General features: G+C 65.0%; 12 protein-coding genes and 2 pseudogenes. All 14 read left to right on the plus strand.

The window, feature by feature from the left end; translation table 11 throughout:
* On the plus strand, nt 1-417 hold a 417-nt coding region (locus tag KF871_RS18530; protein ID WP_291146054.1), incomplete at its 5' end, for a ribosome maturation factor RimP.
* 49 nt (nt 418-466) lie between these two features.
* Nucleotides 467-1,966, plus strand: coding sequence for a transcription termination factor NusA (gene nusA / locus KF871_RS18535; protein ID WP_291146057.1), 1,500 nt, complete (start codon nt 467-469; stop codon nt 1,964-1,966).
* Nucleotides 1,967-1,995: 29 nt separating this feature from the next.
* Nucleotides 1,996-4,839: a translation initiation factor IF-2 gene (gene infB, locus KF871_RS18540; RefSeq protein ID WP_291146060.1), complete on the plus strand. Its 2,844-nt coding sequence runs from the start codon at nt 1,996-1,998 to the stop codon at nt 4,837-4,839.
* Nucleotides 4,840-4,973: 134 nt separating this feature from the next.
* The gene (rbfA, locus tag KF871_RS18545) at nt 4,974-5,345 is read left to right on the plus strand and encodes a 30S ribosome-binding factor RbfA (protein WP_291146063.1); all 372 of its coding nucleotides are present in this window, start codon (nt 4,974-4,976) and stop codon (nt 5,343-5,345) included.
* A gap of 2 nt (nt 5,346-5,347) precedes the next feature.
* Nucleotides 5,348-6,325, plus strand: a complete 978-nt coding sequence (gene truB / locus KF871_RS18550) for a tRNA pseudouridine(55) synthase TruB (RefSeq protein ID WP_291146066.1) — start codon at nt 5,348-5,350, stop codon at nt 6,323-6,325.
* On the plus strand, nt 6,322-8,148 hold the full coding sequence (typA, locus tag KF871_RS18555) for a translational GTPase TypA (protein WP_291146069.1): 1,827 nt from the start codon (nt 6,322-6,324) through the stop codon (nt 8,146-8,148). Before truB ends, typA begins: the two co-directional genes overlap by 4 nt.
* Before the next feature lie 67 nt (nt 8,149-8,215).
* Nucleotides 8,216-9,190 carry a DMT family transporter gene (locus tag KF871_RS18560; RefSeq protein ID WP_291146080.1) on the plus strand — a complete coding sequence of 325 codons (975 nt, stop codon included), beginning with the start codon at nt 8,216-8,218 and terminating at the stop codon, nt 9,188-9,190.
* Nucleotides 9,191-9,213: 23 nt separating this feature from the next.
* Nucleotides 9,214-10,308 (plus strand): enoyl-CoA hydratase/isomerase family protein, encoded by a 1,095-nt coding sequence (locus tag KF871_RS18565; RefSeq protein WP_291146071.1) that lies wholly within the window; start codon nt 9,214-9,216, stop codon nt 10,306-10,308.
* 230 nt (nt 10,309-10,538) lie between these two features.
* Nucleotides 10,539-11,597, plus strand: a complete 1,059-nt coding sequence (locus KF871_RS18570; RefSeq protein WP_291146074.1) for an ABC transporter substrate-binding protein — start codon at nt 10,539-10,541, stop codon at nt 11,595-11,597.
* Nucleotides 11,598-11,646: 49 nt separating this feature from the next.
* Nucleotides 11,647-12,534 carry a proline/glycine betaine ABC transporter permease gene (locus KF871_RS18575; RefSeq protein ID WP_291146076.1) on the plus strand — a complete coding sequence of 296 codons (888 nt, stop codon included), beginning with the start codon at nt 11,647-11,649 and terminating at the stop codon, nt 12,532-12,534.
* Nucleotides 12,527-13,675 (plus strand): glycine betaine/L-proline ABC transporter ATP-binding protein, encoded by a 1,149-nt coding sequence (locus tag KF871_RS18580; protein WP_367172071.1) that lies wholly within the window; start codon nt 12,527-12,529, stop codon nt 13,673-13,675. The genes KF871_RS18575 and KF871_RS18580 overlap by 8 nt, the downstream gene beginning before the upstream one ends.
* Before the next feature lie 562 nt (nt 13,676-14,237).
* Nucleotides 14,238-14,924, plus strand: a complete 687-nt coding sequence (locus KF871_RS18585) for a hypothetical protein (protein WP_291146078.1) — start codon at nt 14,238-14,240, stop codon at nt 14,922-14,924.
* A 321-nt stretch (nt 14,925-15,245) separates the two neighbouring features.
* A pseudogene (locus KF871_RS18795) lies at nt 15,246-15,608 on the plus strand (polymorphic toxin type 44 domain-containing protein); the annotation flags it as partial.
* Between the two features lie 99 nt (nt 15,609-15,707).
* Nucleotides 15,708-17,027 (plus strand): annotated as a pseudogene (locus tag KF871_RS18590) (hypothetical protein); the annotation flags it as partial.

Below are 17,027 nucleotides of genomic sequence, written 5' to 3' on the forward strand. Positions count from 1 at the left end.
TGTGAGCGCGTGACGCGGCAGTTGCAGTACGCGCTCGAAGTGGACGGGTTGGACTACCGGCGCCTCGAAGTGGGGTCGCCAGGGATCGACCGGCCATTGCGCGACGAGAACGACTTCCGTCGCTTTGAAGGCCATGTGGTCGACATCGTGCTCAAGGCGCCGCTGGGTGCCAATGGCGCGGTGGCGGCCAATCGCAAGAAATTCCGCGGCACGCTCGAGCGTGCCGAAGGCGCACCCGATGGTGGGCGCTGGCAGATCGTCTGGAGCGACGAGCCGCCGGTGAAGCCAGGGCAGCGCGTGAGCAAGAAGCGTGAGCCTGCGCCGCTGCAGGTGCTGGGCTTCACGCTGGACGAGATTGCACAGGCGCGTTTGGCGCCGATCGTGAATTTCAAGGGGCGGGGCGCCCCGGGTGCCTGAGGCGCCAACGGAACAAGACCAAGGATCGAACTGGAAAGGTGGGCTGAAGATGAACCGCGAAATGTTGATGCTGATCGATGCCATCTCGCGCGAGAAGAACGTCGAGCGCGACGTGGTGCTGGGTGCGGTCGAGCAGGCGTTGGCTTCGGCCACCAAGAAGCTCTACAAGGGCGAGGTCGATATCCGTGTGGCCATGGACCCCGACACCGGTGCCTATGAGACCTTCCGCCGCTGGCTGGTGGTGCCCGACGCCGCCGGCCTGCAGAACCCCGATGCCGAGGAGCTGCTGAGCGATGCCAAGGACGAAATCGCGGACATCGAAGAAGGCGACTACATCGAGAAGCCGGTCGAGAGCGTGCCGATCGGGCGCATCGGCGCCATGGCCGCCAAGCAGGTCATCCTGCAAAAGATCCGTGACGCCGAGCGCGAGATGCTGCTCAACGACTTCATGTCGCGCGGCGACAAGATCTTCGTGGGCACCATCAAACGCATGGACAAGGGCGACCTGATCGTCGAGAGCGGTCGCGTCGAAGGCCGTCTGCGTCGCGGCGAGATGATCCCCAAGGAGAACTTCCGTACCGGCGACCGCGTGCGCGCCATGATCATGGAAGTCGACCTCACGCTGCGCGGCGCGCCCATCCTGCTGTCGCGCTCGGCCCCCGAATTCATGATCGAGCTGTTCCGCCAGGAAGTGCCCGAGATCGAGCAGGGCCTGCTGGAGATCAAGAAGTGCGCGCGTGACCCCGGCTCGCGCGCCAAGATCGCGGTGCACACCAATGATCGCCGCATCGACCCCATCGGTACTTGCGTGGGCGTGCGAGGCTCGCGCGTGAACGCCGTTACCAACGAGCTCGCCGGCGAGCGCGTTGACATCGTGCTCTGGTCCGACGATCCGGCCCAGTTCGTCATCGGTGCGCTGGCTCCGGCCAACGTGGTGTCGATCGTGGTCGACGAAGAGCGCCATGCCATGGACGTGGTGGTCGATGAGGAGAACCTCGCCATCGCCATCGGCCGCGGCGGCCAGAACGTGCGTCTGGCCAGCGAGCTCACCGGTTGGCGCATCAACATCATGACGGCCGATGAGTCGGCACAGAAGCAGGCCGAAGAGGCCGATTCGATTCGCCAGGTCTTCATGTCCAAACTCGATGTGGACCAGGAGATCGCCGACATCCTGATCGAGGAAGGCTTCACCAGCCTCGAGGAAGTGGCCTACGTGCCACTGCAGGAAATGCTCGAGATCGAATCCTTCGACGAAGAAACCGTCAACGAGCTGCGCACCCGCGCCAAGGACGCGCTGCTCACCATGGAAATTGCCCGCGAGGAAAGCGTCGAGGAAGTCTCCCAGGACCTGAAGGACCTGGAAGGCATGACGCCCGAGCTGATCGCCAAACTGGCCGACGCCGGCGTGCACACGCGCGACGACCTGGCCGATCTGGCCACCGACGAACTCACCGAGATCACCGGCCAATCCGAAGCGGAGGCCACCGACCTGATCATGAAAGCCCGCGCCCACTGGTTTACCGGTGACGAAGCGCAGCCGCAATCCTGATCGTCGGAGGACCACGGAGCACAGCACACATGACCAGTACCACCGTCGCCGAATTCGCCGCCGAACTCAACAAACCCGCCAACGTGCTGCTTGAGCAGCTGTCGGCTGCGGGCGTGAGCAAGGCCGCCCCGTCTGACCCGATCACCGAGGCCGACAAGCAGCGCTTGCTGGGCCACCTCAAGGCTGCCCACGGCACCGCCGGCGGCGAGCGCAAGAAGATCACCCTCGTCAAGAAGTCGACCTCCGAGATCAAGCAGGCCGATGCCATGGGCCGTGCGCGCACCATCCAGGTGGAAGTGCGCAAGAAGCGCACCTTCATCAAGCGCGACGACGAGGTCGCTGCGGATGCACCCGCGCCCGAGGCAGCTCCTGTGGCCGAAGCACCCGTCGTGGACGAGGCCGAACTGGCACGCCGCGAGGAGGACGCACGCCGTCAGGCCGAGCTGATCCGCCGTCAGGAGGAAGAGCTGGCCGCCAAGCGCGCCGCTCGCGAAGCCGAGGAAGCCCGCGCCGAGGCCGAAGCCAAGGCTGCGGCTGAAGCCAAGGCCGCGGCCGACGCCGCAGCGGCCGCTGCAACTGCTGCTCAAAGCGAAGGCGCCAGCGAAGGCGCCGCGCCGGCCCCGGCCGTTGCCAAGGCCGTCAAGGTCAAGAGCCCCGAGAAGGAAGCCGCTGCCGCCAAGGCCGCTGCCGACAAGAAGGCCGAAGAAGACCGCGCCGCCGCCGACCTGCAGGAACGCCGTCGCAAGGCCGAGGCCGAGGCCGCGAACATCCGCGCCATGATGGCGGCGCCCGCGCGCACGCTGGTGGCCAAAAAGCCCGAGCCGGCGCCCGACGCCAAGGCCGGCATCAAAGGCACGCTGCACAAGCCCGCGGGCACGCCAACGAAGACGGCGGGCGCAGGTGCGACCACTGCGGGCGCGGCGGGCAAAAAAGAGATCAAGTCCGAGAACCTTTCTTCCACCTGGAAAGACGACGCGGCCAAGAAGAAGGAAATCAAGACGCGTGGCGACACCAGTTCGGGGCGTTCGAACTGGCGCAGCGGACCCAAGGGCCGCCGCGGTGACCGCGGTGATTCCCGCGACGGCCAGGGTTCCTTCCAGGCGCCGACCGAGTTCAAGCAGATTGAAGTGCACGTGCCCGAAACCATCACGGTGGCCGAGCTGGCGCACAAGATGTCGGTCAAGTCGTCCGAGGTGATCAAGCAGCTGATGAAGCTGGGCCAGATGGTCACGATCAACCAGTCGCTCGATCAGGACACCGCGATGATCCTGGTCGAAGAACTGGGTCACAAGGCCGTGCAGGCGGCACTGGACGATCCGGAGGCCTTCACCGAAGAGGAAGTGCTGGGCCAGCAGGCCGAGGCCATGCCGCGTGCGCCGGTGGTGACCGTGATGGGTCACGTCGACCACGGCAAAACCTCGCTGCTCGACTACATCCGCCGTGCCAAGGTGGCCGCAGGCGAAGCCGGTGGCATCACCCAGCACATCGGTGCCTACCATGTGGACACGCCGCGCGGCATGATCACCTTCCTCGACACCCCGGGTCATGAGGCCTTCACGGCCATGCGTGCACGCGGTGCGCAGGCGACCGACATCGTGGTGCTCGTGTGTGCAGCCGACGACGGCGTGATGCCGCAGACCCGCGAGGCTGTGAAGCACGCCAAGGCTGCCGGTGTGCCGATCGTGGTGGCCATGACCAAGGCCGACAAGCCAGAAGCCAACATCGAGCGCGTCAAGTCCGAACTGGTGGCTGAGCAAGTGGTGCCCGAAGAGTTCGGTGGTGACTCGCCCTTCGTGGCGGTGTCGGCCAAGACCGGTATGGGCATCGACGACCTGCTGGAGCAGGTGCTGCTGCAGGCCGAAGTGCTCGAACTCAAGGCGCCGGTCGATGCCATGGCCAAAGGCCTGGTGATCGAAGCGCGCCTGGACAAGGGCCGCGGCGCCGTGGCCACCGTGCTGGTGCAAAGCGGCACCCTCAAGGTGGGCGACGTGGTGCTGGCAGGCCAGACTTCCGGTCGCGTGCGCGCCATGCTCGACGAAAACGGTCGCAACGCCAAGGAAGCGGGCCCGTCCATTCCCGTGGAGATCCAGGGTCTGGCCGAAGTGCCGCAGGCCGGCGACGAGTTCATGGTGATGGCCGACGAGCGCCGCGCTCGCGAAATTGCCACCTACCGCGCGGGCAAGTACCGCAGCACCAAGCTGGCCAAGCAACAGGCCGCCAAGCTGGAAAACATGTTTGCCGACATGGCCGCGGGCGAAGTCAAGACGCTGCCCATCATCCTCAAGGCCGATGTGCAGGGTTCGCAGGAGGCGCTGGCCGCTGCGCTGCTCAAGCTCTCGACCGACGAGGTGCGCGTGCAGATGGTGTACGCCGGTGTCGGTGGCATCAGCGAAAGCGACATCAACCTGGCGATCGCCTCGGGCGCCGTGGTCATCGGCTTCAACGTGCGCGCCGACGCCGGTGCGCGCAAGCTGGCCGAAGGCAACGAGATCGACCTGCGTTACTACAACATCATTTACGACGCGGTCGACGAGCTCAAGGCGGCCATGTCCGGCATGCTGGCGCCCGAGAAGCGCGAGGAAGTCATCGGCATGGCCGAGATCCGCACGGTGTTCGTGGCGTCGAAGATCGGTACGGTGGCTGGCTGCATGATCACCCAGGGCATGGTCACCCGCGGCGCGCACTACCGCCTGCTGCGCGAGAACGTGGTGGTGCATTCGGGCGAGCTCGAGTCGCTCAAGCGCCTCAAGGACGACGTGCGCGAAGTCAAGGAAGGCTTCGAGTGCGGTATCAAACTGCGCAACTACAACGACATCAAAGAGGGCGATCAGCTCGAGTTCTTTGAGGTCAAGGAGGTCGCGCGGACCCTGTGACCGTGCCGCTCCGATGACCAATGACCTGGCGCTGCGCGCCGCGATGACAGATGACCACAAGCTGTCATTGAGGCGCAAGGCGCCGCGTCATGGCGAAGCTGCCAGGCAAGCGTCATTTGTCATCGCCATTCACCATGCCTCGCAAAGCAAGTTCCACCCCCAACCGCGGCTACCGCGTCGCCGACCAGATCCAGCGTGATCTGGCGGAGTTGATCGCGCGCGAGTTGAAGGACCCGCGCGTGGGCATGGTCACCCTCAACGCGGTCGAGGTCACGCCCGACTACGCCCACGCCAAGGTGTTCTTCAGCTTGCTGACGGGCAATCCTGAGGAAACCACCGAAGGGCTCAACGCGGCGGCGGGTTTCCTGCGCAACGCGCTGTTCAAGCGCCTTCACATCCACACCGTGCCCACGCTGCACTTCGTGTTCGACCGCACCACCGAGCGCGCGGCCGACATGAACGCCTTGATCGCCAAGGCCGTTTCCTCCCGTTCGAAGGACGAGTGAGCATGAACGCGCCACGCACCAGGGTGCAGCGGCGCCCTGTGCATGGGGTGCTTCTGCTCGACAAGCCGCTGGGACTGTCCAGCAATCAGGCTTTGCAAAAGGCCAAGTGGCTGTTGCGCGCCGAGAAGGCCGGCCACACGGGTACCCTCGATCCACTGGCCAGCGGGGTGTTGCCCTTGTGCTTTGGCGCCGCCACCAAGTTCAGTCAGTTGCACCTCGACGCCGACAAGGTCTACGAGACCACCGTGCGCCTGGGTGTGCGCACGAGCACGGCCGACGCCGAGGGCGAGGTGATCGACACGCGGCCCGTCCAATGCACCGTGGGCCAGGTGGTCGAGGTGCTTGACCGCTTCATGGGCGACATCGACCAGGTGCCCCCCATGCACAGTGCGCTCAAGAAGGACGGCAAGGCACTGTACGAGTACGCCCGCGATGGCGAAACCGTGGAGCGCGACCCGCGCCGGGTGACGATTCACGAAATCGAGCTGCTCGACATGCAACTGCAGGCTGAGGCACCCACACTCAGCCTTCGCGTGCATTGCAGCAAAGGCACCTACATCCGCACACTGGGCGAAGACATCGGCGAGGCCCTGGGCTGCGGTGGTCACCTGATCGCCTTGCGCCGCGTGGCCACCGGGCCTTTCAACGTGTCCCAAGCCATCACGCTCGACGCCCTGGCGGCCATGAGCGAGTCAGAGCGGCAAGAAGCCCTGCATCCCATTGAAGTGCTGCTTGCGGGTCACGAGCGCGTCACGCTCGACGCCGAGCATGCCGGGCGCCTCCTGAGCGGGGTGCGCCGCCGGGGCGACTGGCCCAACCGCGAGCACGTCGCCGTCTTTGGCCCGTCGCCCGCCGATCCCTCCCGATCCGTTCTGCTGGGCACCGCCCACACCCAGGGCGGTGAACTCATTGCGGGCCGCTTGCTGAGCCCGACCGATATCCAGCAAATCCTAGACCTCACCGAGGCACACGCATCATGAGCAGACCCATTCGCAACATCGCCATCATTGCCCACGTTGACCACGGCAAGACCACCATGGTCGACCAGCTCCTTCGTCAGTCGGGCACCTTCGCCGAACACGAGAAGGTGGTCGACACCGTGATGGACAACAACGCCATCGAGCGCGAGCGCGGCATCACCATCCTGGCCAAGAACTGCGCCGTGAGCTGGAAGGGCACGCACATCAACATCGTCGACACCCCGGGCCACGCGGACTTTGGCGGCGAGGTCGAGCGCGCCCTGTCCATGGTCGACGGCGTGGTGCTGTTGATCGACGCGCAGGAAGGCCCCATGCCGCAAACGCGCTTCGTGACCAAGAAGGCCCTGGCGCTGGGCTTGAAGCCCATCGTGGTGGTCAACAAGGTCGACAAGCCGGGTGCCAACCCCGACAAGGTGATCAACGCCGCTTTCGACCTGTTCGACAAGCTCGGCGCCACCGACGAGCAGCTTGACTTCCCCGTGGTCTACGCCTCGGGCATCAACGGCTGGTCGTCGCTGGTCGAAGGCCCGGCAGGCGAGCAGTGGGGCCCCGACATGTCGGCCCTGTTCGACACCGTGCTCAAACACGTGCCGGCACAGACCGGTGACCCGACCGCACCGCTGCAGTTGCAGATCTCCGCGCTCGACTTTTCCACCTTTGTGGGCCGCATCGGCGTGGGCCGCATCAGCAACGGCACCATCCGGCCCGGCATGGACGTGCTGGTGATGGAGGGCGCCGACGGCAAATCGTTCAAGGGCCGCATCAACCAGGTGCTGACCTTCCAGGGCCTGGACCGCGTGCAGGCCACCGAAGCCGGCCCCGGCGACATCGTGCTGATCAACGGCATCGCCGACATCGGTATCGGCGTGACCGTGACCGACCCACTCAACCCGATGCCCATGACCATGCTCAAGGTGGACGAGCCCACCCTGACCATGAACTTCTGCGTCAACACCAGCCCTTTGGCCGGCCGCGAAGGCAAGTACGTCACCAGCCGCCAGATCTGGGACCGGTTGCAGAAGGAACTGCAGAGCAACGTGGCGCTGCGCGTGAAGGAGACCGATGAAGACGGTGTCTTCGAAGTCTCTGGCCGCGGCGAACTGCACCTGACCATCCTGCTGGAGAACATGCGCCGCGAAGGCTACGAGCTGGCCGTGTCCAAGCCGCGCGTGGTGTTCAAGGAGATCGACGGCGAGCGCTACGAGCCGATCGAGATGGTCACCGCCGACATCGAAGAAGGCCACCAGGGCGCGGTGATGCAGGCGCTGGGTGAGCGCAAGGGCGAGCTGGTCAACATGGATCCGGATGGACGCGGTCGCGTGCGCCTGGAGTACCGCATTCCGGCGCGTGGCCTGATCGGCTTCACCAACGAGTTCCTCAACCTCACCCGTGGTTCCGGCCTGATCGCCAACATCTTCGACGGCTACGAGCCGCACAAGGGTGAGGTGGCCAGCCGCAAGAACGGCGTGCTCATCAGCATGGACGACGGCGAAATTTTCAACTACGCCCTGGGCAAGCTCGACGACCGTGGCCGCATGTTCGTCAAGGCCAACGACCCGGTCTACGAAGGCATGATCGTCGGCATCCACAGCCGCGACAACGACCTCGTGGTCAACGCCACGCGCACCAAGCAGCTCACCAACTTCCGCGTCAGCGGCAAGGAAGACGCGATCAAGATCACCCCGCCGATCCAGCTCACGCTGGAGTACGGCGTGGAATTCATCGAAGACGACGAGCTGGTCGAGATCACGCCCAAGAGCATCCGCCTGCGCAAGCGCTTCCTGAAAGAGCACGAGCGCAAGCGCGCCAGCCGCGAGGCTTGAACAGGCCGGACCTCACGTGCCCTTCAAAGCCCTCAGTCGCCTGAGTCACACCCAGGCCGTGTTCCTGATGGTGGCGGCGACGTTGATGTGGTCGATCGCCGGCGTGGTGGCGCGCCAGCTGGAGTCGGCTGCGCGCTTTGAGGTCACCTTCTGGCGAAGCGCCTTTGCCGCGCTGTCCCTGCTGGTCATCCTGCCGCTGTGGCGTGCGGCCGATCGGGCGGCGGGCGTGTTGGCCGATGAGCCAGGGCAGGGCGTTGCTTCGGGTTTCCTGCATCGCCACTGGGGCGTGTTGCCCAGCGCACCGGCGTTCTGGATCAGCGGCGTGTGCTGGAGCGTGATGTTCACCGCCTTCATGCTGGCGCTGACCTTCACCACCGTGGCCAACGTGCTCATCATCATGGCGGTCGGCCCGCTGTTCACCGCGCTGGTGGCGCGTGTGGCGCTGGGCCAGCAATTGGCCACCCGCACCTGGCTGGCCATCGTCGCAGCGGGCCTGGGCATCGTCTACATGTACGGCGTGCAGTTTCTTCGCGCCTTCAGCAACCCGGCCATCGACACCGGCAATCTGGTGATCGGCTCGCTGATTGCGCTGTGCGTGCCGGTGGCCGGTGCCATCAACTGGACCGTGGTGCAACGCAGTCAGACCCAGGGCCACAAGATCGATCTGGTGCCCTCTGTGCTGCTCGGCGGGGTGATCTCTTCGCTCACCACGCTGCTGGCTGCGTGGCCTTTTGCGGCCACCCATGCCGACATCGCCTGGCTGGGCCTGCTGGGCCTGGTGCAGCTGGCCATTCCCTGCGCGCTGGCGGTGGTCTGCGCGCGTTCGCTCAAGGCGCCCGAGGTGTCGCTGCTGGCCCTGCTGGAGGTCATCTTCGGCATTCTGCTGGCATGGCTCGGCGCTGGCGAAACCCCTGGGCCCGCGGTGCTCACGGGTGGGTCGGTGGTGATCGGTGCCCTGTTCATCAACGAGCTGCTGGGCTGGCGTTCGCGCAGCGGCACCCCCCGCATCCAGACCCTGCAGGCCAGGACCGAACCAGACTGAGCACTTTCCGAGGAGAGACCCGCATGTCGTCGAACGAAGCCACCGTCATCACCGAGGTCCAGGGGCGGGTGGGGTTGATCACCCTGAACCGTCCCAAGGCGCTGAACGCGCTGTCGCTGGCGATGATCCGCGAGCTCACCAGCGCATTGCGCAACTGGCGCGACGACCCGGCGGTGATCGCCGTGGCCATTCGCGGTGTCAACAAGGAAGGCCCGTTTGGCGCCTTCTGCGCGGGCGGCGACATCCGCTTCTTCCATGCCGCGGCCCTGGCGGGCGATGCGGCGCTGGAAGACTTCTTCACCGAGGAATACGCGCTCAATCACCTGATCCACACCTTCCCCAAGCCCTACATCGCCTTCATGGATGGCATCTGCATGGGCGGTGGCATGGGCATCAGCCAGGGGGCGAGCCTTCGCGTGGTCACCGAGCGCAGCAAGCTGGCCATGCCCGAGACCAACATCGGCCTGTTTCCCGACGTGGGTGGCGGGTTCTTCCTGAGCCGCTGTGCGGGCCATCTGGGCGAGTACCTGGCGCTTACCGGGCGGGTGCTTCACGGCAAAGAGGCACTGAGTGCCGGCCTTGCCGATGGCTTCATCGAAGCCCAGCGTCTGCCCAAGCTGTGGGACAGCCTGGCCAACACGCCGTTCGAGAACGGCGAGGCGGTGCAGCGCTGGGTGCAGAGTCATCTGCAAGCGGCTGCGCCCGCTGCGCCCTGGCCCGCGGACGAGGTCAACGCCACCTTTGGCCTGCCCACGGTGGCCGACATGGTGGCCGCCTTGTCGGCCGGGCAGAGCGCCTGGGCGCAAGAGACGGCGCAGACCCTGCGCCAGCGTTCACCGCTGATGCTGCACGTGGTGCTCGAGCAGGTCCGCCGCGCCCGCGGCATGGGCCTGGCCGACGATCTGCGCATGGAGCGCGACATGGTGTACCGCTGCTTTCACCTGCGCCCGGCCGCAGACAGCGAAACGGTGGAAGGCATCCGTGCGCTGGCCATCGACAAGGACCACACACCGAAGTGGAAGCCCGCGCGTATCGAGGACGTGAAGCCCGACGAGGTCACGGCCTTCTTCGAGTCACCCTGGGCGCCCCAGGACCATCCTCTGAGCAGCCTGGGTTGAACGCCGGGTGACGGGCGCAATGAGGTCCCGTTATATGAGAAGTCGCAGTATTTGCGTGCGGATAGTTCAAAAAGTTATATTCGCCGGCTAAGTTCAATCCAGCACCCCGCGGATTGAGCGGCTGGTCACTTCGTCTGCAGCAGCGTTCTTGTCTCCCCCGGGTTCCTGGATTGGTTTGAAACCAGCCCGGGGATGCATGCGTGATCCCCGCGGCACCGGAGGAGCCCTGCATGCGCCACATCCCCCTCATTTCCATGGTTCTGTCCGCCGGCCTTCTGGCCGCCTGCGGTCAGAAGGAAGAACCCCCCCAGGCTGCCGCGCCCGCCGCCGCCCCCGCCGCCGAATCCGTACCTATGGCCGCCGCCTGCGGCAAGGTCACCGTGGCCAACATGAACTGGCAGTCGGCCGAGGTGCTGGCCCACATCGACCGCATCATCCTGAGCGAAGGCTATGGCTGCGAGGTCGAGCTGGTGCCTGGCGACACCATGCCCACCCTGACCGCCATGATGGAAAAGGGCCAGCCCGACGTGGCACCCGAAGCCTGGGTCAACGCCGTGCGCCAGCCGCTGGATGCCGCTGTGAAGGAAGGCCGTCTGCACTACGCCGCCATGTCGCTGAAAGACGGCGGCGTCGAAGGCTGGTGGATTCCCAAGTACGTGGCCGACGCCCACCCCGACATCAAGACCATCGACGACGCCCTGAAACACCCCGAGCTGTTCCCGGCGCCCGAGCGCAAGGGCAAGGGTGCGGTCTACAACTGTCCGTCGGGCTGGAACTGCCAGCTCACCACAGGCAACGCGTTCAAAGCGTGGGATGCCGCCAAGAAAGGGTTCGTGCTGGTGGACACCGGCTCGGCCGCCGGACTGGACGGCTCCATCGCCAAAGCCTATGAGCGCAAGGAAGGCTGGCTGGGCTACTACTGGGCACCCACCTCCATCCTCGGCAAGTACGAGATGGTCAAGCTCGACGCCGGCGTGCCGCACAACAAGGAGGCCTGGGAGTCCTGCAACTCCAAGGCCGAGTGCGACAAACCCATCAAGAGCGACTGGGCCCGCGCCGAGGTCATGACCGTCATCACCGACCGCTTCCAGAAGGCGGGTGGCCCGGCCGTTGAGTACCTGAACAAGCGCGCCTGGGGCAACGAGACCGTCAACACCCTGCTGGCGTGGATGAGCGACAACCAGGCCACCGGGGCCGACGGCGCTACGCACTTCCTCAAGACCCAGCCCGAAATCTGGACGCCCTGGGTGAGCGCCGAAGTGGCCCAGAAGATCCAGGGTTCGCTCTGATCACGGCCCGACGGCCGCATAGCCCGAGCCCACCGTTGAAGGACGCGCCATGAGCTGGTTGGACAAATTCCCCGCCCTGGGGTCCGAGACCCTGAGTGCGCTGCGGCGCGCCATCGACGGCGGCTTTCGGGCCTTCACCCGCGAGTACGGCGAATCGCTGGAGCAACTGTTCAACCCGCTGCGCGAGTTCCTGCTGGCGTCCGAGCGGCTGCTCACGCAGTCGCCCTGGCCGCTGGTGCTGATCGGCATTGCTGCCGTGGCCTGGCTGGCCTCGCGCAACTGGAAGGTGGTGGCCGGCACGGTGGTCACGCTGGGCCTCATCGGCCTGTTCGGCATGTGGGACGACACCATGAAGACCATCTCGATGATCTTCGTGTGCACCGTGGTGGCCCTTGTTGCCGGTCTGCCCATCGGCATCGCCATGAGCCGCTCCGACCGGCTGCAACGGCTGGTCAACCCGGTGCTGGACGTCATGCAGACCATGCCCAGCTTCGTCTACCTGATTCCGGTGGTCATGCTGCTGGGCATCGGGCGCGTGCCGGGGCTCATCGCGGTGGTGATTTACGCCATTCCGCCGGTGATCCGCTTCACCAACCTGGGCATCCGTCTGGTGGACCGCGACCTGCTCGAAGCGGCCGACGCCTTCGGCTCGTCCATGTGGCAGAAGATGCGCCGGGTGCAGCTGCCGCTGGCCTTGCCGACCATCATGGCCGGCGTCAACCAGACCATCATGCTGTCGCTGGCCATGGTGGTCATCGCCTCCATGATCGGCGTGCAGGGCCTGGGTCAGCCGGTGCTCAAGGCCATCTCCAACCAGTACTTCACCATGGGCATCCTCAACGGTCTGGCCATTGTGGGCATCGCCATCATCTTTGACCGCGCATCGCAGGCCTATGGCAAGCGGCTGCAGCGCCACCATCAGGTACAGCATGGCTGAAGCAGCGTTCGCCCCCAACTCCACTCAGGCCGCTGCGGGTGCGGCTGCGGCACAGCCTTCGGCCAGCACGGGCACCGCCCAGGCCGCGGCGCCCGGCATCCGCGTCCGATCGCTCTACAAGATCTTCGGCCCCACGCCCGAGCGCTTCCTCGACCCGGTGCGCCAGGGCATGAGCAAGCAGGAGCTGCGCGACACCCACGGCCACGTGCTCGGCCTGCGCGACATCAACATCGACATGCCCGCTGGTGGCATTCAGGTGGTGATGGGCCTCTCGGGCTCGGGCAAGAGCACGCTGATCCGCCACATCAACCGCCTCATCGACCCCACGGCGGGCGAAGTGCTGGTCGACATCAAAGGCGAGCCGGTGGACGTGGTGCGCATGAACCACGCCGAGCTGATGCGCTTTCGGCGCGAGCAGACCGCCATGGTGTTCCAGAAGTTCGCGCTGTTCCCGCACCTGAACGTGCTGGAGAACACCGAGTACGGCCTGCAGGTGCGCGGCGTGGCCAAACGCGAGCGGCGCGAAGCCGCCGAACGCTGGATCGAGCGCGTGGGCCTCAAGGGCTACGAAGACAGTTACCCCAACCAGCTCTCGGGCGGCATGCAGCAGCGCGTGGGCCTGGCCCGTGCGCTCACCAACGACGCGCCCATCCTGCTGATGGACGAAGCCTTCTCGGCGCTGGACCCGCTCATCCGCAGCGACATGCAAAGCGTGCTGCTCGACCTGCAGCAGGAAATCGGCAAGACCATCGTCTTCATCACCCACGACCTGGACGAAGCCCTGCGCCTGGGCGACCGCATCGCCATCCTGCGCGACGGCGAAGTGGTGCAACAAGGCACCGGCCAGCAAATCGTGCTCAAGCCCGCCGACGACTACATCGCCAACTTCGTCAAAGACGTCAACCGCGGCCGCGTCATTCGCTGCCGCACGCTGGTGCAGGCCGGCCCCCGCGTAGAAGGCCCCAACGTCGATCCCGGCCTGGTGATCGAAGAAGCCGCCCGCGAACTCAACGCCGCCGGCTGCGACACCGCCAACGTCGTCACCGCCAAAGGCAAACACCTCGGCACCGTCAGCCTCAACGACATCATCGGCACCATCGTGCCGCCGGCCGAACCGGCGAAAGAAGCGGAAACGGGCTGAAGCGCTCACATTCGGCCGTGCCCCGCGGCGCCATTGCCGCCGGCGCGGCTTTTTTCAAATAGCCAGGCTCAACCAACCGGCCCCCGATCTTTTGGGGGCCGGTTTTTTTTGCGCTTGCCGTCATCCCAAGCGCCGTGCCCGGATAGTGGAAAACCCGCCATTCGATACCCAACCTCCCGCAATTGGGGGGCAAAGCGCCCCCAACACCTGTCAATCCTGACAGCCGAAATACCCAGCTCCCCGGGAGTACCCCTGCAAAGTGACCACTAGGATGTGCGGCAAGTCACACACGCCGGTAAGGCAATGAGGGGGAGGGCGCATGGTGCGGAGAAGCGCAGGGGTGGGTTTGCGGCGGCGAGCGGGGCTCGATGCCGAGGGCGGGCGGGCCATCGGTGTTCTCAGGCCAGTTTGCCGTCGCACGGCATGCCCGTCTGCAGCAACTTGGAGGTCAGAGCGACCAGCCGGCGTTGGTGGCTCACCGCCACCTGCTGCTTGGCGGCGCCACCTTGCACGACCGCTGCGCCGCTTCGTCGTCGCCAACGACCCGGCCATGAGCGCGCGTATGCACGCCAGCATTCCCGTGCTGGAAATCTTCAACTGCCTGGGCGTGGCGCAGGCCGGCATGCAAAGCCCCACCCTCAGCAGCCTCGCCATGGCCGACGGCAGCACCCAGCAGGTGCAGACCTACACCCTGTTTGCCGAACAGGTGCAACCCATGCTCAACGCCTACGAGCAACTGCGCCAAAGCGTCTACGGCGCACTGGTCATGCAGACCCGGCTCAAGCCCTACATGGACGCGGTGGAACTGGTCATCGACGACAACGGCATCCGCTTCGACACCGCCGGCATCGACGCGCTGGCGCAGCAACACGCAAGCACCGACCCCCACAACGCCATCACCGACCTGCTCGACCTGCGCCGCTATGGCAGCGACGCGCTCAACGGGGTGGGGTGGCGGTTCGAGCAAACGCTGGGCGACACGCTGACCGCGGGGTCGATTTCGCCGGAAATCACGGCGTTGTTGGCGGCGCAGAGGATGGGGCGGGTTGGCGCGGAGACCGGCGGGTACCTCTTCCGGCGCCGCATGCATCGCTCCCAACATTTTGGGGATGAATCGCGCCGGCGTCTCTCAATTGGGTTCCCGAAATGCCCAACTCCCCGCGGGTATCGGCGGAAGGCGCCCTTCAAAATGCGCGCATTTGCGTGTGTAGGGGCAGGGGAGGCTGCAGGTGTTGCATTTGACTGTTGATTTCGCGCAATTTGTGCAGCACTTGGGTTCGTGATGCACGCAAAGGAGCTTAAGGTGAAGATTTTCCGGTCAACGATTTTCATCGGTCTTGCAAGGCTACTTGTGGGACTCACACTTGGGGTCGTCTCCGCGATGGCGACCTTTTTTCTCCATGGGAGGATTTGGGCTGCGATTCAGGGTGTTCCCTTGTCGGATCTGTCTGATGATTTTGGGGGGGCATTTGAAGCGCTCATCTACTCTTTCCTGGTCTTCGTAGTCATTTCAATCATTGGATACTTTTTTTCAAGCCGGTTCATCAAATAATCTTCAGGGAGTACCCAGATGTCCAATTCAGATCAACAACCCGAATCCGTTCCAAGTGGCGTTTCTGTAGAGCAGCACATTGCGGAGGCTCAAGCCTACGCTGATTCGCACACAATCGCGGAGACCTACTATTGGTTTTATCTAAAGGTGCGCAACAAAGGTGAGTGGGACTACAAGCAGCAGGGAAAAGTGTATGAAGAGTTTGGAAACTGGCACTACGGAGTTATTGGTACTGCACTTGGCATTCCGGAGGAGATTCTTAAGAGAATGGCTGGATTCGCCCAGATAAGAGCCAAGACCTCAACCGGTGAGAATTGGGGTAACCCGTTTACTCACGCCCCCTACGGGGATGATCCAAATGATCAAGATGCCATTATGCGCGGAATTGAGTGGGCGAGGAAAAACGGACATGAAACGTCCATGCTTTTCCCAGAGCACCAAATTAACTTGCCAATGACCTGGGATATCGAAGGGTGGGAGATGAATTCCGCCGCCTATACGACCTACCTCACCGCCACCTCCACCCGCCCCCAACCCATCTACTACGACCCCCTTGCCATCGACCTCGACGGCGACGGCATCGAAACCGTCGGAATTGGCTCGGCCCCCATCACCTTCGACCACAACGCCGACGGCGTGCGCACCGGTACCGGCTGGGTCACAGGTGACGACGCTTGGCTCGTCATCGACCGCAACGGCAATGGCAGCATCGACTCCGGGCGCGAGCTCTTTGGGGTGGACTACCTCAAAGCCAACAACCAGCTCGCCACCTCCGGCCTGGACGCGCTGGCCGACCTCGACAGCAACGGCGACGGCGTCTTCAATGCCAGCGACGCCGCGTTCGCGCAAGTCCAACTCTGGCAAGACTTGAACCAGGACGGCATCAGCCAGAGCAACGAACTCTTTGGCCTGGCCGACAAAGGCATCGCCAGCATCAGTCTCACGGGCACCACCGCTGGCACCAACCTGGGCAATGGCAACACCGTCGCCACCTCCGCCGTGGTCACCCGCGACGACGGCAGCACCACCACCGCTGCCGACCTCAACGCCGCCCACAACCCCTTCTACCGAAGCTTTGCCAACGACATCGTGGTGAGCGACACCGCCCAGGCCCTGCCCGAAATGGGCGGCGCCGGCTGGGTGCGCGACCTGCGCGAAGCCATGAGCCTGAGCGAGCTACAAGCCGCAGAACAAGCACAGGCGCCCGACTACGAGCTGCCAGCAACCCAGGGCGAGCCCGCCCGCCCCCTCATCGACGTGGTCGCCGAATTTGCGGCCGCCACCACCAAGGCCGGGCAAACAGCCCTGCTCGATGAACTGCTGCGCGCCTGGGCCGCCACCAATCAGTACGTCGCCCTCAAGCCTGTGGACGACCCGCTGCGCCGCTTAGTCGTCGCCAACGACCCGGCCATGAGCGCGCGCATGCAAGCCATCATTCCAGTGCTGGAAATCTTCAACGGCCTGGGCGTGGCGCAGGCCGGCATGCAAAACCCCACCCTCAGCAGCCTCGCCATGGCCGACGGCAGCACCCAGCAGGTGCAGACCTACACCCTGTTCGCCGAACAGGTCCAGCCCATGCTCAACGCCTACGAGCAACTGCGCCAAAGCGTCTATGGCGCGCTGATCATGCAGACCCGGCTCAAGCCCTACATGGACGCGGTGGAACTGGTCATCGACGACAACGGCATCCGCTTCGACACCGCCGGCATCGACGCGCTGGCGCAGCAACACGCCAGCACCGACCCCCTCAACGCCATCACCGACCTGCTCGACCTGCGTCGCTATGGCAGCGACGCGCTC

This window comes from Hydrogenophaga sp. (assembly GCF_019635465.1).
Lineage (GTDB): Bacteria > Pseudomonadota > Gammaproteobacteria > Burkholderiales > Burkholderiaceae_C > Hydrogenophaga.

Bases quoted from the DNA above. Each gene is read 5' to 3' on its own strand.
- KF871_RS18580 (WP_367172071.1), top strand. From the start codon at position 12,527: ATGGCTGAAGCAGCGTTCGCCCCCAACTCCACTCAGGCCGCTGCGGGT.
- KF871_RS18570 (WP_291146074.1), top strand. From the start codon at position 10,539: ATGCGCCACATCCCCCTCATTTCCATGGTTCTGTCCGCCGGCCTTCTG.
- truB (WP_291146066.1), top strand. From the start codon at position 5,348: ATGAACGCGCCACGCACCAGGGTGCAGCGGCGCCCTGTGCATGGGGTG.
- KF871_RS18575 (WP_291146076.1), top strand. From the start codon at position 11,647: ATGAGCTGGTTGGACAAATTCCCCGCCCTGGGGTCCGAGACCCTGAGT.
- KF871_RS18565 (WP_291146071.1), top strand. From the start codon at position 9,214: ATGTCGTCGAACGAAGCCACCGTCATCACCGAGGTCCAGGGGCGGGTG.
- rbfA (WP_291146063.1), top strand. From the start codon at position 4,974: ATGCCTCGCAAAGCAAGTTCCACCCCCAACCGCGGCTACCGCGTCGCC.
- nusA (WP_291146057.1), top strand. From the start codon at position 467: ATGAACCGCGAAATGTTGATGCTGATCGATGCCATCTCGCGCGAGAAG.
- KF871_RS18585 (WP_291146078.1), top strand. From the start codon at position 14,238: ATGCACGCCAGCATTCCCGTGCTGGAAATCTTCAACTGCCTGGGCGTG.
- typA (WP_291146069.1), top strand. From the start codon at position 6,322: ATGAGCAGACCCATTCGCAACATCGCCATCATTGCCCACGTTGACCAC.
- KF871_RS18560 (WP_291146080.1), top strand. From the start codon at position 8,216: ATGGTGGCGGCGACGTTGATGTGGTCGATCGCCGGCGTGGTGGCGCGC.
- infB (WP_291146060.1), top strand. From the start codon at position 1,996: ATGACCAGTACCACCGTCGCCGAATTCGCCGCCGAACTCAACAAACCC.